This is a genomic window from Proteus sp. G2626 (assembly GCF_009915985.1).
Classification (GTDB): domain Bacteria; phylum Pseudomonadota; class Gammaproteobacteria; order Enterobacterales; family Enterobacteriaceae; genus Proteus; species Proteus vulgaris.
On the sequence record NZ_JAABNH010000029.1, the window covers coordinates 362,924 to 383,849 of the forward strand.

21 protein-coding genes are annotated in these 20,926 nt (G+C 36.9%); 11 read left to right on the forward strand and 10 right to left on the reverse strand.

What is annotated here, in order from left to right; genetic code table 11:
- Positions 1-23: 23 nt before the first annotated feature.
- Entirely contained in the window at positions 24-251 is a 228-nt protein-coding gene (locus tag GWJ05_RS17875; RefSeq protein WP_004247042.1) for a YejL family protein, read from the reverse strand.
- 154 nt (positions 252-405) lie between these two features.
- Here GWJ05_RS17875 and yejK point away from each other — a divergent pair, with 154 nt between their 5' ends.
- Complete coding sequence (yejK, locus tag GWJ05_RS17880; protein ID WP_036937835.1) at positions 406-1,410, forward strand: nucleoid-associated protein YejK; 1,005 nt, start codon at positions 406-408, stop codon at positions 1,408-1,410.
- 83 nt (positions 1,411-1,493) lie between these two features.
- Here yejK and rplY read toward each other — a convergent pair whose 3' ends face one another.
- Positions 1,494-1,778, reverse strand: coding sequence for a 50S ribosomal protein L25 (gene rplY, locus GWJ05_RS17885; RefSeq protein ID WP_006537318.1), 285 nt, complete (start codon positions 1,776-1,778; stop codon positions 1,494-1,496).
- Positions 1,779-1,922: 144 nt separating this feature from the next.
- On the reverse strand, positions 1,923-3,686 hold the full coding sequence (locus GWJ05_RS17890; RefSeq protein WP_036937832.1) for a DEAD/DEAH box helicase: 1,764 nt from the start codon (positions 3,684-3,686) through the stop codon (positions 1,923-1,925).
- A 194-nt stretch (positions 3,687-3,880) separates the two neighbouring features.
- On the opposite strand from GWJ05_RS17890, the gene rsuA reads away from it, so the two are divergent.
- The 3 genes from rsuA to GWJ05_RS17905 all read left to right on the forward strand — a co-directional run bounded on the left by rsuA (position 3,881) and on the right by GWJ05_RS17905 (position 6,674).
- Entirely contained in the window at positions 3,881-4,585 is a 705-nt protein-coding gene (gene rsuA / locus GWJ05_RS17895; RefSeq protein WP_087803581.1) for a 16S rRNA pseudouridine(516) synthase RsuA, read from the forward strand.
- A gap of 37 nt (positions 4,586-4,622) precedes the next feature.
- Complete coding sequence (locus GWJ05_RS17900; protein WP_036937828.1) at positions 4,623-5,807, forward strand: Bcr/CflA family multidrug efflux MFS transporter; 1,185 nt, start codon at positions 4,623-4,625, stop codon at positions 5,805-5,807.
- 519 nt (positions 5,808-6,326) lie between these two features.
- Positions 6,327-6,674, forward strand: a complete 348-nt coding sequence (locus GWJ05_RS17905; RefSeq protein ID WP_036937827.1) for a YejG family protein — start codon at positions 6,327-6,329, stop codon at positions 6,672-6,674.
- A 120-nt stretch (positions 6,675-6,794) separates the two neighbouring features.
- Here the strand turns inward: GWJ05_RS17905 and mepS are convergent, their stop codons facing one another.
- Entirely contained in the window at positions 6,795-7,409 is a 615-nt protein-coding gene (gene mepS / locus GWJ05_RS17910; protein ID WP_036937826.1) for a bifunctional murein DD-endopeptidase/murein LD-carboxypeptidase, read from the reverse strand.
- A gap of 341 nt (positions 7,410-7,750) precedes the next feature.
- Positions 7,751-8,479 (reverse strand): phosphatase PAP2 family protein, encoded by a 729-nt coding sequence (locus tag GWJ05_RS17915; RefSeq protein WP_087803577.1) that lies wholly within the window; start codon positions 8,477-8,479, stop codon positions 7,751-7,753.
- Between the two features lie 347 nt (positions 8,480-8,826).
- On the opposite strand from GWJ05_RS17915, the gene GWJ05_RS17920 reads away from it, so the two are divergent.
- The gene (locus tag GWJ05_RS17920) at positions 8,827-9,138 is read left to right on the forward strand and encodes a hypothetical protein (RefSeq protein WP_036937822.1); all 312 of its coding nucleotides are present in this window, start codon (positions 8,827-8,829) and stop codon (positions 9,136-9,138) included.
- Between the two features lie 264 nt (positions 9,139-9,402).
- The gene (locus GWJ05_RS17925) at positions 9,403-9,732 is read left to right on the forward strand and encodes a hypothetical protein (protein WP_036937820.1); all 330 of its coding nucleotides are present in this window, start codon (positions 9,403-9,405) and stop codon (positions 9,730-9,732) included.
- Positions 9,733-9,872: 140 nt separating this feature from the next.
- Here the strand turns inward: GWJ05_RS17925 and yeiP are convergent, their stop codons facing one another.
- The 3 genes from yeiP to GWJ05_RS17940 all read right to left on the reverse strand — a co-directional run bounded on the left by yeiP (position 9,873) and on the right by GWJ05_RS17940 (position 12,536).
- Positions 9,873-10,445 (reverse strand): elongation factor P-like protein YeiP, encoded by a 573-nt coding sequence (gene yeiP, locus GWJ05_RS17930; protein ID WP_036937819.1) that lies wholly within the window; start codon positions 10,443-10,445, stop codon positions 9,873-9,875.
- 141 nt (positions 10,446-10,586) lie between these two features.
- The gene (gene mtr, locus GWJ05_RS17935) at positions 10,587-11,828 is read right to left on the reverse strand and encodes a tryptophan permease (protein ID WP_161681536.1); all 1,242 of its coding nucleotides are present in this window, start codon (positions 11,826-11,828) and stop codon (positions 10,587-10,589) included.
- Between the two features lie 291 nt (positions 11,829-12,119).
- Complete coding sequence (locus tag GWJ05_RS17940) at positions 12,120-12,536, reverse strand: nucleotide triphosphate diphosphatase NUDT15 (RefSeq protein ID WP_036937817.1); 417 nt, start codon at positions 12,534-12,536, stop codon at positions 12,120-12,122.
- Between the two features lie 189 nt (positions 12,537-12,725).
- On the opposite strand from GWJ05_RS17940, the gene fruK reads away from it, so the two are divergent.
- The gene (gene fruK / locus GWJ05_RS17945; RefSeq protein WP_036937816.1) at positions 12,726-13,664 is read left to right on the forward strand and encodes a 1-phosphofructokinase; all 939 of its coding nucleotides are present in this window, start codon (positions 12,726-12,728) and stop codon (positions 13,662-13,664) included.
- Positions 13,665-13,710: 46 nt separating this feature from the next.
- Here the strand turns inward: fruK and nfo are convergent, their stop codons facing one another.
- Together nfo and GWJ05_RS17955 are read right to left on the reverse strand one after the other, a co-directional pair.
- Entirely contained in the window at positions 13,711-14,553 is an 843-nt protein-coding gene (gene nfo / locus GWJ05_RS17950; RefSeq protein WP_036937815.1) for a deoxyribonuclease IV, read from the reverse strand.
- A gap of 156 nt (positions 14,554-14,709) precedes the next feature.
- A complete protein-coding gene (locus tag GWJ05_RS17955) occupies positions 14,710-15,804 on the reverse strand; it encodes a YeiH family protein (protein WP_036937813.1) in 1,095 nt (364 codons plus the stop codon).
- A gap of 184 nt (positions 15,805-15,988) precedes the next feature.
- Here GWJ05_RS17955 and GWJ05_RS17960 point away from each other — a divergent pair, with 184 nt between their 5' ends.
- From GWJ05_RS17960 to GWJ05_RS17975, 4 genes are all read left to right on the forward strand, one after another.
- Positions 15,989-16,882 (forward strand): LysR family transcriptional regulator, encoded by an 894-nt coding sequence (locus GWJ05_RS17960; protein ID WP_036937811.1) that lies wholly within the window; start codon positions 15,989-15,991, stop codon positions 16,880-16,882.
- Positions 16,883-17,000: 118 nt separating this feature from the next.
- A complete protein-coding gene (locus GWJ05_RS17965; RefSeq protein WP_036937808.1) occupies positions 17,001-18,491 on the forward strand; it encodes an amino acid permease in 1,491 nt (496 codons plus the stop codon).
- 567 nt (positions 18,492-19,058) lie between these two features.
- Positions 19,059-20,066 (forward strand): FecCD family ABC transporter permease, encoded by a 1,008-nt coding sequence (locus tag GWJ05_RS17970; protein ID WP_373364690.1) that lies wholly within the window; start codon positions 19,059-19,061, stop codon positions 20,064-20,066.
- A complete protein-coding gene (locus GWJ05_RS17975) occupies positions 20,066-20,848 on the forward strand; it encodes an ABC transporter ATP-binding protein (protein WP_161681537.1) in 783 nt (260 codons plus the stop codon). The genes GWJ05_RS17970 and GWJ05_RS17975 overlap by 1 nt, the downstream gene beginning before the upstream one ends.
- The last annotated feature ends 78 nt before the right edge of the window (positions 20,849-20,926 follow it).

Sequence of the window (20,926 nt, forward strand, 5' to 3'; positions counted from 1 at the left end):
TATAAATAATTTTTCTATGTTTATTAGTGAATATTGCCTTCATCAATTGAAGCACGCAATGCGTGAACAAAAGAATCAGCAATCAGCATTCGTTGAGCAGGAGCAATACTTGTATTAATTAAGTTTGTCACCATGTTCCCCAACACCATCAAAGAAAGGTCTGTAGGAGTATGATGTTTTTCAAGAACGCTGACAAGTTCTGCTAATAACTGCTCAACTTGTTCATCACTATAACGGGATTTTTGTGGCATAAAATCAGAATTCCTACTAAATGAATAAAACGCTATATATTACCGTATTACTGGGTCTTTTTCCGCTATTAAATTAATTAATTTTCCCTTGATACTGAAAGTGGGGAGTGTTTGAATACGCGCATGCGAAAGTGAAGGAATAAAGAGGACGACCATGAGTCTAGATATTAGTCAGTTAGTCTTACATCAGCTTATCAAGCGAGATGAGCAGACATTAGAAGTTGTGTTACGTGATTCAGTATTAGACATTGAACCTGTTGTTCAGGAAATGATTGAAGAATTGCATCGTGTTTACAGTGCAAAAAACAAAGCTTATGGTCTGTTTAATGAAGAAAGTGAATTAGCACAAGCATTGCGTTTACAGCGTAAAGGTGAAGAAAACTTTTTAGGTTTTTCGCGTGCAGCAACGGTGAGATTAAAGGATGAATTAGCAAAATATCCTTTCGCAGAAGGGGGAACAGTTCTCTTTTGTCATTATCGTTATTTAGCGGTGGATTATCTTTTAATTGCTGTACTGAGTAGCTGTAATAGTATGTGGGTAAATGACAGCCTTGATGTTTCTTCAACACGTTATTTAGATATTCCTCATGCAGATATTATTGCTCGTATCGATTTAACTGAATGGGAAACAGCGCCAGATTCTCTGCGTTATTTAACATTTCTAAAAGGTCGAGTAGGTCGCAAAGTTTCTGACTTTTTTATGGACTTTTTAGGTGCTCAAGAAGGTTTAAACGCTAAAGTTCAAAATAAAGGTTTATTACAAGCTGTTGATGATTTTTGTGAAGCTTCCGAAATGGACAAGCAAGAACGTCAAACTTGTCGTGAGCAAGTATATAGCTACTGCAATGAGCAATTACAGTCTGGCGAAGAAATTGCCTTAACTCAGCTTGCTGAAGAATTACCGTCTTTGGGGGATCAAAACTTTGCACAATTTACCGAAGAGAAGGGCTATGAATTAGCTGAAACTTTCCCTGCTGATCGTAGTACTTTACGTCAATTAATGAAATATTCTGGTAGTGGCGGTGGATTAACCGTTAATTTTGATGCGAAATTATTGGGTGAAAGAATATTCTGGGATCCCGCAACAGATACACTCACTATTAAAGGTACTCCACCTAATTTGCGTGAACAATTACAGCGTAGAGCATCAGAAAAATAATTCAGTAGTAAAAACAAATAACGCCACATTAAGTGGCGTTACATGCTCGGCGTCCCGAAAAATAAAGCTCGAAGGGTGGCTTATTAAGCGCGCAGGAAGTCAATATGAGTAATTTTTGGCTTATACTCGTGACGTTGCACTGCTTTAACTTTAACTTTAGTTTCTTTACCATCGATTACCAGGTTTACGAAATCAGAATAGAATTCAGATTTGTGTTCTTGGTTGATTACTTCGTTGTGATCTAAATCGATAGCGATTGGCTCTTCATTTCCGCCATAAACGATAGCAGGAAAACGGTTAGCCACACGCAGGCGGCGGCTCGCACCCTTACCCTGCTCTTTACGTACAGTTGCATTAATAGTTAACATCTTTTTTCTCTTATGAAAAAGAAAGAAAATACATACTTGTTACAGGCGACCCAGCAACAAGCTCGAGATTTGGTTTATCTAAAAATAGATAAAGCGGGGCGCATTTTAACGAAAAAGTCCACTAACAGCAAATATAAATCCAGATTAATACAATGTATCTGCTTTTCGATAGCGTCCTGTATAGTCAAAAATTTTATTTCTTATCTTCCAAAAATGCGCTTTTTTACTTTTATGGGCGACAATAAAATCAGGATGACGTAATAAATCGAACTGCTTAATAACATCGTTAGCATTGTGCCAAACAAAAGGAACACCAGGGGCGCGTTGATGTTCTCGTAGAAATTTTAACTCAAAGACTTTACGTTGGGCTGGGGTAGTTAAGTGAAAGCGCTCTGATACTGACGTGCCTTCTTCATCGTAATAATTGATATCTATCCATTCTCCTTTAGTATCATTGCCTGATTGAAATTGCATGCCACCACAGCGCAAAACAAGCGCTCCTTTTAGCTTTAATGCGGCTTTAAGCATATCATCAGGATCAACTAATATTTCATCACAGTGAACACAACGACGCGCCGCAATATCATTTTCTTCATTACAATGAGGGCATAATTTAAAGCGAAAGCGGAACTCACATTGCTGTTTTTGTCCATGTTCATTAAGTTCCCAACCTTGGCAACGTCGACCATAGTGTTCAATAATATCGCCATCAGTATCCACAATTCCCCAAAAAGTATTAGCAAATTGGCAAACAGGGCAGAATACTTGTACAGGCTTACTTTTTGGGTTAGGTTTTTTAGTACCGACCTCAGGAAGATAAAGATCATGAGGATTGCCTGCATAATCCAAAATCAGACATTCGGTTTTTCCTGCAAATAATCTTAATCCACGCCCTACAATTTGTTGATATAAACTGACGGATTCTGTTGGGCGTAAAATGGCAATTAAATCAACATGAGGTGCATCAAAGCCTGTTGTTAGTACCGCAACATTGACCATATAACGCAATTGTTGCTGTTTAAAACGAGAAATCAGCGTGTCTCGTTCATGAGAAGGCGTATCCGCGCTCACTAATGCCGCTTCATCTTGAGGTAAAAGAGAAAGAATTTCTTTTGCATGTTCAACTGTGGCTGCAAATATCATTGTACCACGGCAATTTTTTGCATATTCAATAATCTGTGAAACAATGTGGGGGGTAATACGCTTTTGCTTTTTTATTTCACGATTAAGATCTTCTTCATTAAATATCCCATTTTGGCTAGTTCGGACTTGGCTAAAGTCATATTGCAAAATAGGCATATCTAATCGAATTGGTGGAACTAAAAAATGATTGCTTATCATATAGCGTAAAGGCAATTCATAAATACAATCACGGAAAAAACAGTCTTCATCGCCTCTAATCATCCCGTGATAATGGTATTGATAAATCCAACCCGTAGGCAAACGATAAGGTGTTGCAGTTAATCCTAGGATGCGTAAATTCGGATTAACGAATTGCAATTGTTTAATAACTTGCTGATATTGGCTATCTTTAGACAAGCTTATACGATGACATTCATCGATAATAAGTAGCGAAAAACTATCATTAAACTGTGATAAATTACGCGCAACAGATTGCACGCTACCAAAGATAACTTTTCCACTACTCTCTTTTTGTTGTAAGCCTGCAGCATAAATACCCGCAGATAGACCATAAGCCTCATATTTGTTATGGTTCTGTTCGACTAATTCTTTTACGTGTGCCAAGACTAAGACACGCCCTCGCGCTTTTTTGGCTAGTTCAGCGATAACTAAACTTTTTCCTGCACCTGTGGGTAAGACTATCACTGCGGGTGTGCTGTGTTGACGAAAATAAGAGATCGTCGCGTTAACGGCGTCAAGTTGGTAAGGTCTGAGTGTAAATGCCATAACTCTACATAAGAAATCAAACAGAGCAATCAGCGTAGCATTTTTTTAGAGATAGCGCGAATAAGGCGAGTGGAACTTGATAAGTAAAGAATGTGATAGTTTATTTATAAATTAATTAGTTGTTTTATTGTTAATATTCATTTTTAATAGATACCTCATATCAGATGGTATTCTTCCATTTTTCAGAGAAATTCATGCGATTAGATAAATTTTTATCCCAGCAATTGGGGATTAGCCGTAGCTTGATCCTTCGTGAATTAAGAGCAGGGCTTGTAACAATTGATGGTGAAATGGTGAAAAGCGGTTCGACCAAAATAACACCAGAACAAAAAGTGGCTTATAACGGTAATGTGTTAACCCAGATTTTAGGGCCACGTTATTTTATGTTAAATAAGCCCATCGGTTATGTCTGTTCAACAGATGACCCAGTTAATCCAACCATCCTTTATTTTATTGATGAACCCCTGGCATATAAATTACATGCTGCAGGGCGTTTAGATATTGATACAACAGGGCTTGTCTTATTGACTGACAATGGTCAGTGGTCACATCGTATTACGGCGCCAAAACATCATTGTGAAAAAACGTATCACGTTACACTAGAAGAGCCAATAGCTGAAGGTGTTGCTGAACAGTTCCAAAAAGGTGTGCAGCTAAATGGTGAAAAAGATCTGACTAAACCCGCCAAATTAGAAATTATTACACCTACAGAAGTGAAACTCACTATTAGTGAAGGTAAATACCATCAAGTAAAACGTATGTTTGCTGCCGTGGGTAATCACGTCAGTGCATTACATCGTGAGCGTATTGGGGATATAACATTAGATGAAACTTTAGCTGAGGGCGAATACCGTCCACTAACAGAAGAAGAGATCAACAGCATTCACCTACCTCAATAATTATTATTTATCCTGACGTTTTTGGGAGTTTATCTGCGTGCAACAGCAACGTTCGTCGTACCTTAGTCTCATTTTAATATTGGGACTTATTTCCATGCTTATGCCATTGGCTATAGATATGTATTTGCCAAGTTTACCCACTATTGCACAAGATTTTGGTGTGCCTAGTGGTAAAGTGCAAATGACATTAAGTATCTATATTTTTGGTTTTGCTATTGGGCAATTAGTTTATGGTCCTATGGCGGATAGTTTGGGACGTAAGCCAGTCATTTTGGGCGGTGTGATTGTTTTTGCTTTTGCCTCTAGTGCATGTGCATTATCTGAATCTATAGATATGCTAATTGGCATGCGTTTTCTTCATGGCTTTGCGGCAGCTGCTGCGAGTGTGGTTATTAATGCATTAATGAGAGATATGTTCTCTAGAGATGATTTCTCTAGAAGTATGTCTTTTGTTGCATTAGTGATGACGATTGCACCTTTATTAGCACCATTGCTGGGTGCTTGGGTGATGAATTGGTTTTCATGGCATGCTATTTTTTGGAGTATTGCGATAGCTGCGGTGATTGCAGGTGCATTAATTGCATTTTATATTCCTGAAACCTTGCCCAAAGATCGTCGTCAGCGCTTTAGCCTAAGAGTGACATTTAGCCAATTTATTAGCTTGTTTAGAACACGTCGTGTTCTTTGTTATATTTTGGCATCAGGTTTTTCTTTTGCTGGTATGTTCTCATTCCTCAGTGCAGGGCCTTTCGTTTATATTGAACTACACGGCATTCCATTCGATCAGTTTGGCTTGTATTTTGGTTTTAATATTATCTTTTTAATTGTTATGACAAGTATAAATGGGCGATATGTTCGTCGATTTGGTGCGTTGAAGATGTTGCGCCTAGGCCTAACCATTCAATGCGTTATGGGGATCTTTCTATTGCTAGTTGTTGCTCTTAATTTACATTTCTATTATCTCGTTGTGGGAGTGGCGATGTATGTGGGGGGGATCGCGATGATCACATCAAATGCGATGGCTGTTATTCTTGATGATTATCCTCATATGGCAGGAACGGTTTCCTCTTTAGCAGGAACCGTGCGTTTTGGTGTTGGAGCTTTAGTTGGAACAGCTATTGCTATGTTCCCAGCAAAATCAGAATGGCCAATGGTCAGCGCCATGGCTTTTTGTGTCCTGTTTGCAATGGGCTTTATTTTACTTGCGCGTCGCTACAAATAAGAATATCACGCTATAAATCACAGGAATTTATAGCGTGCCTCTCTTTCTCCCCCTTTTTCCCCCCTAGAAAAACCATATTTTCCTCTGCTGTATTGCTTGAATCGCTTCAAATTAGTACGCTTTTTTGATTTGAATCAATACTTGATGTTGTTATTTTGTTAAATTAAGTGAAATTTATTTTAATAATCATCTATTATTGTTTTGTTGATATGAATCATAGTGATAAAAATGGATGAATTGTTTTACTTGAATACGTAATATTTATACAATTATTTTATATAGTTGATAAAATGTTAAACAAATGAAAGAATAATTGAAGAGAATAATCATCATAGAAATGAAAGCGTACAAACACTAAGCTAAATAAATAGTTTGATACGTCTCTTTGCTTTTGTTGTAAAATAATTGTAATAATTATGTTTTATAATTGGCAGGTTCTAATATGACGTGTGAGCAAGTCAGTTCAAACTCGTATTGATGATGTATTAAATTAACGTGTTGATGAAACAGGATTGATTTGTGGATAATGTACAACTTTCGGTAGTCCATAAGCTGCCGCTGAGTTATCGGTGGCTAGCAGGCTTTGCAGGCACAAGAGTAGAGATACTGCCTGAAAATGAGGCTGGAAAGCAAAATACACTGATTGGCTTAAAATTATTAAGTCACGATGGTATGACACTGGACGAAGCAATACAGAATTTGCGTCAGTATCTGAGTAATCTCCATATTGATAGCGTTGTGATTGAATGGGATGGCGTACCATGCCTTTTCTTATGTAGTGATGATGAATGCGCTGCGTTATGTTGCTTAAAAAATGCAGGCGTGGCCATTGCTGAACCATTTCCTACAGCGTACTCTTATTTATAACATTACTCATTGTTATAAACCAACGTGATAATTATTTGATTTATAATATAAAAAACACTAAAAAAGCCTCATTATCAAATAATGAGGCTTTTTATTTGCAATAAGATATAAGGGAATGAATTATCTTAATACACTTTTTGAAAGGTTGTTGTCAGCAAGAGTCGCATCATTATTTTCGATAACACGTCTTGCCGCATAGAAACGCTTATTCCAGTAGACATTAGACATTTCTGACACTGTCACGCCATTGCTGGTGGATGCGTGTACAAATTTGTCATTTCCAATGTAAATACCAACATGGCGCATAGTGCGACCTGTTTTAAATAGAACTAAATCTCCTGCTTGTAATTTTGATTTATTAACCTGAGTGCCAGAGAACTGTTGGTCTGAGGTTGAGCGAGGTAGTTCTACACCGAATTGTTCAAGGAAAGTTCTTTGTACAAAAGCAGAGCAGTCGATGCCTTTTTTGGTCTCTCCGCCTAAACGATAAGCGACCCCTTTCCAGTCTGCATATTGGTCAAGTATCTTAGATTTTATATCGAGATTCTTCACCAATGATTCAAATTCATCTTGAGATGCTTGGGAAATAGAAGTGCTTGATGATGTATTAAGTGGGGTTGTGTTTGAATTCGCTAAGCGTGAATTTGCGTTCTGTGAGCTACAGGCCGATAGCGTAGCTACAACAATGAACGCCGGTATGAGCTTAAGCATTCTCATATACGGTTTTGTTCTCATTGTGACAGATTTCCCTTACATCCTTACGTGCAGAAGCGCACATGAATTATTCACTAAATAACCAGAGAATATAGTGTAATTTAACTCTGGCAACCCTATTTCGCGAAAAACGTGCTCTAAAGCACGTAAATATCCACATTAAACAATAAATAATGAGGAAACCAGAAAAGTGTACAGAAAGAGACGTTAAATGGCGAGAGAAAAGAGGCTTAATTTACAAAACATTAGATAATAAAGTGCTAATACTTAAAATAGATCTCATTTTGTCATAATAATATCATTTAATTGTCAAAAAAATGACCAAAAGAATAAGTGTAAATATCACACTTATTCTCTTTTAATTAATTAGGTGAGTTTTCTTTTTTATTTTTAAAAGGAAGGGTCTTTTCCAGTTTCCTAATAATAGCATCAGATAATGGTGTTATTAATAACCAACTTGTGGCGATTAACGTTAAAGAAACAGAGCCTACTAAGATATCAGATGCCCAGTGTGCTCCCGCCATAACACGCGGTAGTGAGAATACAACGGTAATAAGAAGTGCGCATAAAAAAGAGCGAAACGACAGATAACGTAATATAAAGCTACAAAAGATAAGTAGCATTAAGCCGTGATCACCAGGAAAGCTGTCACCTGAGGAATCTTTTGTCGGAATACCGGTCACAATACCTACCCTATGTACATTTTCAAAATGAAGTGTCGGACTAGGTCTTTCAATTGGAATATTTTGTCCAATTTGATTGATGAGTACGGCACTAATTACCATCACTAATCCTACAATTATAAGATGGCGTTTGCCCCTATAATCTTTCTTACGAAATGTATGGTAATAAAGTGCGCCCATTGCCAATAAAATAACTAAATCAAACTTTCTGTTATTGATATAAGCAACAAAAGTCGCAAAAAAACTATCAGGTAACAGGTGCTGATTAAAAAAATAAAAAATATGGGTATCAATTGATAGCCATATTCCATGCTGTGCAGGAAGATACCAAGAGAGAAAAATAATTAATCCTGTGAGATTAAGTAAAAAAATAACAAGTGCTTTTTGGCGAAAATTAGAAAGTTTCATAGTAATCAAATGGCAAGTTTTAAGTATTTTTTTGTGATTCTCGTCACAAAAATTCAAAGTTTAATGATAGGACTATAGTCAAAATAAAAAAATATATCTTTGCAATTTATCGCTTAAGTGGATGTTATTTTTTTGTTTCTTTTTTGTTGTACCTCGTTAATCTCTACTTAACCTAAATTTTAGGTGTTTTTTTTTGATAGTCGTAATTTGAGTAATTTATAATTGTTTTCTATTCTTTAATTAAAGATAAAAGTTAAATAAAAAAAGTTACAGGCCGATATTAGTTATGTCTTTAATAACATATTGGCTTGTGACTCCTTACACTCCAATAACAAAGGAGATTCAAAATGAAAAAGATATATATTACAGCTATATGCTTATCTTTATTATTTAGTATTCCATCTTTTAGTAAAGAAAATAAAGTTATTGGTTCTGGAACAATCACGTTTGTTGGTGCAATTGTTGAAGGAAATTGCCTAATGGATATGGATAAAAATACTTTTAAAACAAGTTGTTGGGATGGAAAGGAAATGCAAGAATCTCAATATCAGTTAGAAAGGAATAAGCACTTTAGCTCTAAACTGATTAACAATAAAGGTTCTATGAATATTAAATGGATAAATGATCATTTAGCTATAATGAATATTGTTTATAACTAAATTTTCATTGTTAAAATAGTAAAAATTATAGAGTTAATTAAATATTTTTTAATTCTTCTCTATAGTGTTATTTATTTTTTAAATATTTGGCTTAAGTTTAATCAACGTTGATTTCTTATTTATAAATATCGAGCGTTTATATTTGATAGACATCAAATATTCTTCTCATGTTTATATGAATGTCATATTTTATTGCTATGATGAAAACATGTCGGGTAGGTGTGATCCTCATACCTGCTAGCGCAAACAAGAAGTGAGGTCGTTATGAGAAAATATCTGACCGTAGTATGTAGTCTTCTCGTTTCCAGTTCGATATCATTAGCTTGGGCATCTGATCCCATGCAAACAACAGGACAGATTTATCTGCGGGGGGCGATCGTCGATCCTGCATGTGAGATGAATTTCACATTAGATAAAGCTGAATATCAGTGTTACAAACATAACAAAGTGTTTACATCTACTCAATCCATCGTTCCTGCTTCTTTTAATCAATCTCAACAAACCATTATTTTACCTCAAGATATGGGTAAGGCCGAGATCCGTTGGATGGATAATGCTCAAAAAAATGGCGTTATTGACGTTCAATACTTTTAAAGTATTCGAGGATAGTAGAGAAGGATAACAAAGATAAACAAGTCAAATAATCGTTTGTCACATTGGGTTTCTTACGATTATCTGACCTATTTAAAACAACATTAGCGATGTGCTAATGAGTAGGTTTTTTTGACTATTGATTAGTCAGCTCGGCCCATATAGCGACGTTCAGCAATATGAATACGCACTTTATCGCCAGTAGAAAGATATTCAGGAACCTGAATAACTAATCCAGTTGGTAATGTTGCAGGTTTCGTACGTGCACTTGCTGACGCACCTTTAATACCTGGAACAGTTTCAACAATTTCCATATCAACAGTTTGTGGCAGTTCTAATGCTAAGACTTGACCGTCCATTGTTAATACTTGCATTCCCGCTAAACCTTCTTCAGGAATAAACAGTAATTCATCTTCAATTTGATCTTTTTTGAAGGTATAAGGTGTGTAATCTTCATTGTCCATAAAGACATACTCATCACCATCAATATAAGAAAAACTGACAGCACGGCGAGTTAAGTTGATGGTATCTACCATATCGTCGCCTTTAAAACGCTCTTCCACTTTTTGACCTGTACGGATATCGGTAAAACGCATTTTATACAGAGTACTTGCACCTCGAGCACTTGGTGCTTGAATATCGATATCTTTTACCAGTAATAATTTATTGTTATAACTAACAGCCATACCACGCTTAATTTCATTGGCTTTTGCCATATAAAACCTTCCATTAAATAACATTGACGATAATGGCGACAAAATTACTCGCAGTGTAGAAACTTGGCAAGTTATTCGCACATTTTTTTATAAGATTTTATGAAAAATAAAGCCAGCATCAGCTGGCTTTTAGTGAAGGTATTAACGGTAGATAGAAAGAAGATTAAAGTTTGCTAAAATATGTGCACCAGCATTAATGACGCCAAACAAAATAACAAATCCAATCATAAACATACCACCGGGAGCCTTAAAGCTTTGTGCTTGATGACGTTGGCGGCTGGCCTTTGCCATTAAAGCTGGAATAATTGCAGCCCAAATAGTCGCTGCCAGTCCAGCAAATCCAATGGCATATAAGAAACCATCAGGGAAAATAATGGCTAAAATAGTCGGTGGTATAAATGTCACTAATGCTGATTTTAATCGACCGCTACTATTATTTGAGAATTTAAAGAAATCAGCTAAATAATCGAATAATCCTAATGATACACCTAAGAATGAACTTGCTAATGCCATATAAGAGAATAAGTCTAGTAACAATGATACAGTGGCATTGGCAGTTGTTGAGCGCATTTGTGCCAATAAGTTACCAATATTCCCACCATCAGCAATGACTTGTTTAAAGCCTTCACGAGGAATATTACCTTGTACAACAAACTGCCATAAAATATAAATTGCCAGTGAAATTAATGTACCTATCAGCAAGCTCTTCATGACGGCTTTGCCATCTTTACGATAATACGTGACTAAGCCTGGAATATTGCCGTGATAACCAAATGAGGTCAGTAAGTAAGGGAGTGCGGCTAAAGCATAAGGTAAGTAACTTGCATTATTTTCATTGGTGTTAAATAACACAGGCATTTTTACCTCTGTAAATAATCCACCAATGGCTAAGATAAACGCGATAACCATACCACCAATTAAAATTGTGCTTAATCTATCGACTGCACGTGTTGATAACCAAACAAAGAAAGCAACAATCAATGCAAATACTAAGCCAGCAATAGCTTGTGGTATGCTGATCATCCCTGAAAAATTTTGTACGATAATTGAGCTTCCGGCAGAAATATAGGCGTAAGTTAAAATATAAAGAACAAACGCAATAGATAACCCATTAATGGTACTCCAGCCTTTTCCTAATAAGTCCTTAGTAATGGTATGAAAACTTGAGCCTAAAGGGTAATGAAGGTTCACTTCTAAGATCATTAATCCTGACATAAACAGACAAAACCAAGTATAAATCAATAGAAAAATAGACCCAGTAAACCAGACACCGGAAGTCACAATTGGGATAGAAAACATGCCAGCACCGACGGCAGTACCTGCAATGATCATTGCGCCACCAAGTATGGATGGGCGCTTAGTTATTGATGTGACTTCTGACATAAGATGTCCTTATAAAATTGACTCAGTGTACTAGCTTGATAGTGTGAAGAATACACGTTTGTGCACAGAGTGTAAATAGAGGTTATTGTGCTATATAAAAGAAAAAAGTGAGCAAAAATAATACAATAGAAGAATGTGATTATATAAATCAATAGATTAGTGTAGGCATTATCAGAAATAATAAAGAAATAGAGTATTAAATAAGTTTCTATTTCAAGCAAAAATAGAAGAAGAAACCATTATTCTGAACGAAAAATATTCAGAATAATGAAGATGATAGGGGACTTTTAATTAGTCTTGGTAAAACTGTTTATTTTTCCATAATGCAATAGAATTACGGCTGGCTTCAAAATGAGGTTCAGGTAAATCATTAGGTGAACACCAACGGATTTCAGAACATTTGTCTGGTTCCATTAATTTGGGCTCATCACCTTGGTATTGTGCAATCATGCAAATAGAGACAGTGTGTTTACCTTCTAATCGGTAAGTTTCTAGATTATTGCTAATACCAATTACTTGAGGTGATGTAATAGTAATACCAATTTCTTCTTCTATTTCACGAATGGCGCATTGTTCAAAGGTTTCGCCATCATCAACATGACCACCAAAAATTGACCAATAAGGCGCGTGTTTTCCACAACGTTTTCCTAATAACACATCCCCTTTTTCATTTACGATAATTACACCAACACCAACCACGACTGACATTCTAGACTCCTTGCTTTTTTATATAGTTATCAATAATGGATAAAATAAGTCGTTTTTTATGGGCACTATTGTCCTTGCTGGATAGCGAGAGTGCAAGAATAACCGACGCAATTTCACTGAATTAAAGGTTAATTAGTGCTATATATAGCCCCTAAATATTCATAATAAAAACGATTGGAGAGTAAAGACATGAGTCGCCGTGTCGCTACGATCACTTTAAATCCCGCTTATGATCTTGTTGGTGCTTGTTCTACGATTGACGTAGGTGGTGTTAATTTAGTCCGAACAGCTGGGCTTAATCCTGCGGGTAAAGGTAATAATGTTGCGAAAGTCTTACGTGATTTAGGAATAGATGTTACTGTCAGCGGATTTATGGGACGCGAAAATCAAGAAGCATTTCAGCACTTCTTTAGTGAAAATGGGATGGCTAACCGCTTTTATCTTGTCTCCGGCCGCACACGCATTAATGTGAAGTTAACTGAAGGAAAGGGGCAGGTTACTGACTTTAATTTTTCAGGATTTACGGTATCACCACAAGACTGGCAACGCTTTGCAACAGATTCACTTAATTGGCTAGGGCATTTTGATATGGTGGTTGTTAGTGGTAGCCTACCTAGTGGTATTGATCCAGACGCTTTTACTCAATGGATGATTAAATTAAGACAATTGTGCCCCTGCATTATTTTTGATAGTAGTCGAGATGCGTTAGTGGCGGGATTGAAAGCTGCGCCTTGGTTAATAAAACCGAATCATCGTGAGTTGGAAGCATGGATTGGGCATTCATTGACTGAAATGACGGATATTATTAAAGTAGCTCATCAATTGAGAGATAAAGGTATTGCACATGTCGTTATCTCATTAGGTGAAAGAGGTGCTTTATGGGTAAATGCATCGGGTGCTTGGCTAGCTAACCCCCCACATTGTGATGTAATAAGTACAGTGGGAGCTGGTGATTCTATGGTTGCAGGATTAGTTTATGGTTTATTGATGAGCCAAACTAGCGAGCATACTTTGCGTTTGGCAACCGCTATTTCTGCGTTATCGGTGAGTCAGCCTGATGTGGGGATCAAAGATAGAAGTCAAATTGCACAGATGATGACTAAAATTGAGTTAACACCGATTAAATAAAGTTATTTGCGGTTTATTTTAAAATAAACCGCAAAGTAAACTAAGTTTATGCTTGCTGTGATTTTAACCACGCGATTTCATCAGGCCAAATATCAGGGTTAATGGTTTCCAAAATCAGTGGAATACCATCAAAACGTGTATCTTGCATAATATAGCTGAAAGGAACTTTACCTATATTGCCTTCACCTAAGCTATGATGACGGTCAACTCGACTTGCTAGTTCGCTTTTTGCATCATTTAAGTGCATTGCTTTTAAGTATTGAAAACCGACAATGCTTTCAAATTCAGCAAAGGTTTTTTCACACTCTTCGCGGGTCCTTAAATCATAACCAGCAGCGAAAGTGTGGCAAGTATCAATACAAACACCTACTCGAGATTTATCTTCAACACCTTCAATAATCGCAGCAAGATGTTCGAAACGATAACCTAAATTTGTACCTTGCCCTGCCGTGTTTTCAATCACTGCGGTAACGTTTTTGGTTTTTTCTAAAGTGATATTAATGGATTGGGCTATTTTTTGTAGGCATTTATCAACATCGATCTTATTTAAATGGCTACCTGGATGAAAATTAAGTAATTCAATACCAAGTTGTTCACAACGTTGCATTTCATCTAAAAAAGCCACTCTTGATTTCTCAAGTGCTTCTTCTTCAGGGTGGCCTAAATTAATTAGATAACTGTCATGGGGTAAAATTTGAGAAGGGCCATAACCATAAAGTTCACAGTTCTTTTTAAATTTATCAATAACTTCTGTAGATAATGGTGCGGCTTTCCACTGGCGCTGGTTTTTAGTAAAAAGGGCAAACGCAGTGGCTTTGATTTCATGTGCGCGTAATACCGCCTGATCGACGCCACCAGCAGCACTGACATGTGCGCCAACAAATTTCATGACTTCTCTCCTTAGATTTATTTCACACCACGATAACAAAATTACAGAGGTATAACATCATATTGAGGTGATAAAAGCAAAAAAGCGCAACTAAAAAGTTGCGCAATAATGAAAATACTTCTCAAGGCGAAAATAAATGGGGCGTCACATGTTATCTCAAGACATCAGCGCCGATTGAATAAATATATTGATAACAGCGCCACCAAGGGTTAGCCAGAAAAATAGAAATAAAGCTAATAATAGTGGCTTAACGCCAGCTTGGCGGATGGCACTAATATGCGTTGTTAAGCCTAACGCAACCATTGCCATTGCTAATAAAATAGTATCTATGGTCACAATGTAACTAACAATAGACGCAGGAATTAAATTTAAAGAGTTAAAGCCAGCCATTAAAATAAAGAATACCGCAAACCAAGGAATAGTTATTGGACTCTTCTCATTATCTTGTGCACCAGTGTTGGCTGTACTTTTCTTTTTACTTAAATATGTTGAAAGAATAATTAAAAAAGGCGCTAACATCATTACGCGGATCATTTTACTGATCACTGCTGCATTTTCAGCATCAGGGCTAATTGAATGTCCGACTGCGACTACTTGAGCAACTTCATGAATCGTTGATCCAGAGAAAATACCAAAGGTTTCTTCTGTAAATGGTAGCCAACCTGCAAATGCATTTAAGTGATAAAACCAAGGATAAAGGAAAATACCAATAGTACCGAAAATGACGACGGTAGAAACCGCGACAGCAACTTGGCTTGCTTGTGCTTTGACGACGGGTTCCGTTGCCATAACAGCTGCTGCACCACAAATACTACTACCTGCACCAATTAAGATCACGGTCTGTTCATCTAAGCCAAAATATTTTCGACCAATCCACATTGCAATAAGAAAAGTCGATGTCAGCATAATTGCATCTATAATTAAACCCGTTGCACCCACATCGGCAATTTGCTGAAACGTCAGCCGAAAACCATACAAAATAATACCTGTGCGTAATAAATAATGTTTAGCAAATTTGACGCCTTCATCACTATACGGTTTGGCAACAGGATAAAAAGTATTACCTACAATAATGCCGAAAAGGATCGCCAATGTTAAGGCGCCTAAACCCATACTCGAAAACCAAGGAATATCACCAATATAAATGGCAAGCGCAGTTAATACACCTGTTAGTAATAAACCAGGAAGCCAGCGGTAAACTGGAGTAAAACATTTTTTCGCCAATGTAATAGATTGACTTTGCTCTGACATAGAAAAACCTTGCTTATATGAATTTTGCATAAGCATATAACAATCAATCTTATTTATTAAACTCATTATTTTTATAATAATAACCACTAAAACTAATATAGGTGTATTTTATTAAATGTATTTGGTATGTTACTGGTTTGTGGATAGTATGTTATTTCAATGACAGCTCAAAGGTGGAATGGATATGCGAATTACGTTGCGGCAACTGGAAGTCTTTACTGAAGTTCTCAAGAGTGGTTCTACAACGCAAGCATCACAACAGCTTGCTTTATCTCAATCTGCTGTCAGTGCTTCTTTAACTGATCTTGAAAGCCAATTAGGGGTTCAGCTTTTTGATAGAGTGGGAAAACGTCTTGTCACAAACGAACATGGGCGATTACTTTATCCCAGAGCATTATCTTTACTTGAACGTGCGACGGAAGTTGAGCAACTGTTCCAAGCTGGAAATGGTGCTTTACGTATTGCAGCAAGTACCACAATAGGCAATTACATTCTTCCACAAATGCTGGGTAACTTTCATCGTAATTATCCTGATATTCCCTTAGAGATGAGTATTGGCAATACCGAAGAAGTCGTTAAACTCGTGAGTGAGTTTCGGGTCGATTTAGGGCTTATTGAAGGGGCTTGCCAAAGTTCTGAGCTAATTAGCCAAAAATGGCTTTTAGATGAAATGGTTATATTTTGCTCTCCTGATCACTCCTTAGCGAAAGCATCAAAGATAACATTAGCTGATTTGCAATCTGCGCCTTGGATCTTGCGAGAAAATGGTTCAGGCACACGAGATGTACTTAATCACCTTCTTTTTGCTTCTTTACCGGGGTATCGCATTGAAATGGAATTAGGTAATTCAGAAGCGATAAAACACGCAGTGATGTATGAAATGGGAATTAGTTGTTTATCTCGTCGAGTGATTGAAGAGCAAATTAATAACGGCTCATTAAAAGAGATAAAAGTAGAAGGATTGACATTACAACGTACCTTATATCTGGTTTACCACCGTCAAAAACATGTCTCAGATGCGCTGAAAAAACTGCTGGCATATTGTAATGCTGAACACTTAATCAGCAATTTTTCATAAATTGCTAATAATTGACGCCCGATTATGAAGGTATCTTATAATCATGGATCCTTGCTATTCACGAACGACAGATTTGCTACAATCTTTGTCAGAAAAGTGAATATAAAAGTGGAATGTTATGTCAGAACAACAAAAAAGTGCTGCTAAGTCGGGCGCAGTACAGCAAACTTTGCGCCGAGAATTAAAGGCGCGACATTTGGCGATGATCGCTATTGGTGGTTCAATTGGTACAGGGCTTTTTGTCGCATCAGGTGCTACTGTTGCTCAAGCTGGACCAGGTGGGGCATTACTCTCTTATGCTCTAATTGGGCTGATGGTTTATTTTTTAATGACAAGTCTTGGTGAATTAGCCGCATTTATGCCTGTATCTGGCTCTTTCTCAACTTACGGTTCTAAGTATGTAGAAGAAGGCTTTGGTTTCGCATTAGGTTGGAACTATTGGTATAACTGGGCAGTCACGATTGCTGTTGACCTTGTTGCTGCACAATTAGTGATGCTTTATTGGTTCCCTGATGTTGATGGTTGGATTTGGAGTGCTTTATTTCTTGGCGTTATTTTCTTGCTTAACTATATTTCTGTAAAAGGATTTGGTGAGGCTGAATATTGGTTCTCTTTGATCAAAGTTTCCACAGTGATTATCTTTATTGTTGTAGGTATTGCGATGATCACTGGCATTATGAAAGGGGCTGAAAACGCAGGTTGGCATAACTGGGAAATTGGTGATGCACCTTTTGCGGGTGGGTTTGCTGCTATGATAGGCGTGGCAATGATTGTCGGTTTCTCATTCCAAGGTACAGAATTAATTGGTATTGCAGCAGGGGAATCTAAAGATCCAGCTAAAAATATTCCCAAAGCTGTGCGTAAAGTTTTCTGGCGTATTTTGCTGTTTTATATCTTTGCTATCTTAATTATTAGCTTAATTATTCCTTATACTGATCCAAACTTACTACGTAATGATGTTGGCGATATCAGCGTTAGCCCATTCACGTTAGTCTTTAAAAATGCTGGATTATTGTCTGCAGCTGCAATTATGAATGCTGTCATTTTAACTGCGGTACTTTCTGCGGGTAATTCCGGCATGTATGCCTCAACACGTATGCTGTTTACACTAGCAAGAGAAGGTAAAGCTCCAAAATGCTTTGGTAAACTGTCTAAGAATGGCGTACCACGTAATGCACTTTATGCAACAACCGTTGTTGCGGCTCTGTGTTTCTTAAGCTCAATGTATGGAAACCAGACTGTCTACTTATGGTTATTAAATACATCAGGGATGACAGGTTTTATTGCATGGTTAGGTATTGCGATAAGTCATTATCGTTTCCGTAAAGGTTATGTTGCACAAGGACGCGATTTAAATGATTTACCTTATCGTTCTGGTTTCTTCCCAATTGGTCCAATTTTTGCCTTTGTCCTGTGTTTAATTATTACATTAGGTCAAAATTACCAAGCATTTTTGGAAGATACGATTGATTGGTATGGTGCTATTGCAACCTATATTGGTATCCCATTATTCTTGTTAATCTGGTTTACTTATAAAATTGTGAAGAAAACTCGTTTTATCCGTTATAACGAAATGGAATTTCCAACGCATATTACGAATAAAAAATAACCTATAAATCAATAAAGTAAGGCGCTCGTTTTGTGATCATAGTCACATTTAAACGAGCGCTTTTTTATTTTTTTAATCTAACCGTTATAGAAAATATACAAAAACTCTAATTATATTAGCAATCGCATTGATAATTATTATTGTTTGCTTTATTGTTATCATATATTTCATTTGCTGATAAATAAAATAACAGCGTTATTGATTGTAAATATTATGCTCAATGTAATAAGTCGGATAATAATTAATCCTTATATCTCTCAATATTTCAGAGCAAAAACTTATCGTAATGTAATAAATTACACAACGAATGTATTTCACAGTATAATAATTTGGCGACTCATTTCTTTGTTAGATAAATCGTCCCGGATTGATAATTTGCTCCATAGCAATAAAAAGTATTTGATGAGTTGTACGGCATGTTTTTGTCTTCATAAAGCACAGGCAAAGACAGAAAAAGATAAAAAAAGACTGGGTACAACAATTGATATGAGCATTACGTCACAGCGACTTACCGCAGAAGAACTAGCAAAAAGCACATCAGATAACGTGAAAGCGCATTATCGAAAAATGATGAGTCAGCGTATGTTATGGCTAGGGGTTATCGTTTTAATTATTTGTGCTTCAGTCGTGTTGGATTTCACGATGGGGCCTTCCGGTTTATCACTGGATAAATTATTCACAACACTTTTTCAACCTGAGCTTGTTGATGCAGGTTCAAGAGTGATTGTATGGGATATTCGCTTACCTTATGCCTTAATAGCTGTGGTGGTAGGTATGTCGCTAGGGTTAGCGGGAGCAGAAATGCAGACCATTTTAAATAACCCTTTAGCGAGCCCATTCACCTTAGGTTTATCAAATGCAGCATCATTTGGTGCGGCATTGGCTATTGTGTTAGGTATTGGTATTCCAGGTATTCCTGACCAATGGTTTATTTCAGTCAATGCCTTTCTTTTTGCGTTGCTATCCGCCTTGTTATTAGACGGGATGACTCGTTGGACTCGCGTTCCGACATCTGGTGTTGTGCTCTTTGGTATTGCCATGGTGTTTACTTTCAACGCGTTGGTTTCAATGATGCAATTTATTGCGACAGAAGACACTCTTCAAGGGCTTGTTTTCTGGACAATGGGAAGTCTAGCACGCGCAACATGGATAAAGCTTGGTGTTATGACAGGGGCTTTTTCTGTCATTATGGTAATTTCATGGCTGAATTCATGGAAATTAACTGCATTACGATTGGGTGAAGACAGGGCGATTAGCTTTGGTATTGATGTAAAACGTTTAAGATTAGGCTCATTGTTGCGTATCAGTATTTTAACAGCGTTGGCGGTTGCTTTTGTTGGGCCAATTGCTTTTATCGGATTAGTTGCCCCACATATTGCTCGCATGATGTTTGGAGAAGATCACCGATTTTATTTACCAGCAAGCGCATTAATCGGTGCTTTAGTTTTATCATTGGCGTCAATTGCTTCTAAAAATTTAATACCTGGTGTCATTATTCCGGTCGGTATTGTGACATCATTAGTGGGGGTGCCATTTTTCCTCAGCATGATTTTACGTCATAGAGGGAATATCTAATGATTGAAGGGTTAAAAATTCAAGACTTTAGTGCAGGTTATGCTAGGCATCTTATTATTAAGTCACTTGATATAGATCCCTTACCTAAAGGAAAAGTCACCGTATTATTAGGGCCAAATGGGAGTGGAAAATCAACATTATTAAGAGCGTTAGCGGGATTAAATAGATCATCAGGTGTTGCTAGCTTAGATGGCGATGATTTGACATCAATGAATTTTGTACAACGTGCGCAAAATGTTGTCTATTTACCACAAACATTACCTGCTGGTGTTCATTTACACGTTTTAGGATCCATTATTGTCGCTCAGCGTGCTTCAGGTGGATTACATAATGAACATAGTGAAGCACAGGTCATACACTTATTACGTCAATTAGATATTGAGTATTTAGCTTTACGTTATTTAGATGAATTATCGGGTGGTCAAAAACAATTAGTTGGGCTTGCACAATCATTAATTAGACAACCCTCTTTATTATTATTAGACGAGCCCTTAAGCGCATTAGATCTTAATTACCAATATCATGTAATGAATTTGATCGTAAAAGAAACACATCGGCGAAATATTATTACTATTGTCGTGGTTCACGATATCAATATAGCCTTACGATATGGTGAATATGTATTAATGCTAAAACAAGGGCAGTTAATTGCGCAAGGCACACCTGATAAGGTTATTACGGCGCAAAGCCTTGCTGATGTTTATGGCATTCAAGGTCGATTGGAATATTGTTCACAAGGAATGCCTCAAATTATTATTGATGGTTTAGTGGATAAAATATAGAGAAGTAAAAGAGAAAATGAAGTAAATATAGGAATGCAGTAAATAGGGATATAAAAATAATATTAAAATAACGAAGGG

Bases quoted from the DNA above. Each gene is read 5' to 3' on its own strand.
- GWJ05_RS17875 (WP_004247042.1), bottom strand. From the start codon at position 251: ATGCCACAAAAATCCCGTTATAGTGATGAACAAGTTGAGCAGTTATTA.
- yejK (WP_036937835.1), top strand. From the start codon at position 406: ATGAGTCTAGATATTAGTCAGTTAGTCTTACATCAGCTTATCAAGCGA.
- rplY (WP_006537318.1), bottom strand. From the start codon at position 1,778: ATGTTAACTATTAATGCAACTGTACGTAAAGAGCAGGGTAAGGGTGCG.
- GWJ05_RS17890 (WP_036937832.1), bottom strand. From the start codon at position 3,686: ATGGCATTTACACTCAGACCTTACCAACTTGACGCCGTTAACGCGACG.
- rsuA (WP_087803581.1), top strand. From the start codon at position 3,881: ATGCGATTAGATAAATTTTTATCCCAGCAATTGGGGATTAGCCGTAGC.
- mepS (WP_036937826.1), bottom strand. From the start codon at position 7,409: ATGAGAACAAAACCGTATATGAGAATGCTTAAGCTCATACCGGCGTTC.
- GWJ05_RS17915 (WP_087803577.1), bottom strand. From the start codon at position 8,479: ATGAAACTTTCTAATTTTCGCCAAAAAGCACTTGTTATTTTTTTACTT.
- GWJ05_RS17920 (WP_036937822.1), top strand. From the start codon at position 8,827: ATGAAAAAGATATATATTACAGCTATATGCTTATCTTTATTATTTAGT.
- GWJ05_RS17925 (WP_036937820.1), top strand. From the start codon at position 9,403: ATGAGAAAATATCTGACCGTAGTATGTAGTCTTCTCGTTTCCAGTTCG.
- yeiP (WP_036937819.1), bottom strand. From the start codon at position 10,445: ATGGCAAAAGCCAATGAAATTAAGCGTGGTATGGCTGTTAGTTATAAC.
- mtr (WP_161681536.1), bottom strand. From the start codon at position 11,828: ATGTCAGAAGTCACATCAATAACTAAGCGCCCATCCATACTTGGTGGC.
- GWJ05_RS17940 (WP_036937817.1), bottom strand. From the start codon at position 12,536: ATGTCAGTCGTGGTTGGTGTTGGTGTAATTATCGTAAATGAAAAAGGG.
- fruK (WP_036937816.1), top strand. From the start codon at position 12,726: ATGAGTCGCCGTGTCGCTACGATCACTTTAAATCCCGCTTATGATCTT.
- nfo (WP_036937815.1), bottom strand. From the start codon at position 14,553: ATGAAATTTGTTGGCGCACATGTCAGTGCTGCTGGTGGCGTCGATCAG.
- GWJ05_RS17955 (WP_036937813.1), bottom strand. From the start codon at position 15,804: ATGTCAGAGCAAAGTCAATCTATTACATTGGCGAAAAAATGTTTTACT.
- GWJ05_RS17960 (WP_036937811.1), top strand. From the start codon at position 15,989: ATGCGAATTACGTTGCGGCAACTGGAAGTCTTTACTGAAGTTCTCAAG.
- GWJ05_RS17965 (WP_036937808.1), top strand. From the start codon at position 17,001: ATGTCAGAACAACAAAAAAGTGCTGCTAAGTCGGGCGCAGTACAGCAA.
- GWJ05_RS17970 (WP_373364690.1), top strand. From the start codon at position 19,059: ATGATGAGTCAGCGTATGTTATGGCTAGGGGTTATCGTTTTAATTATT.
- GWJ05_RS17975 (WP_161681537.1), top strand. From the start codon at position 20,066: ATGATTGAAGGGTTAAAAATTCAAGACTTTAGTGCAGGTTATGCTAGG.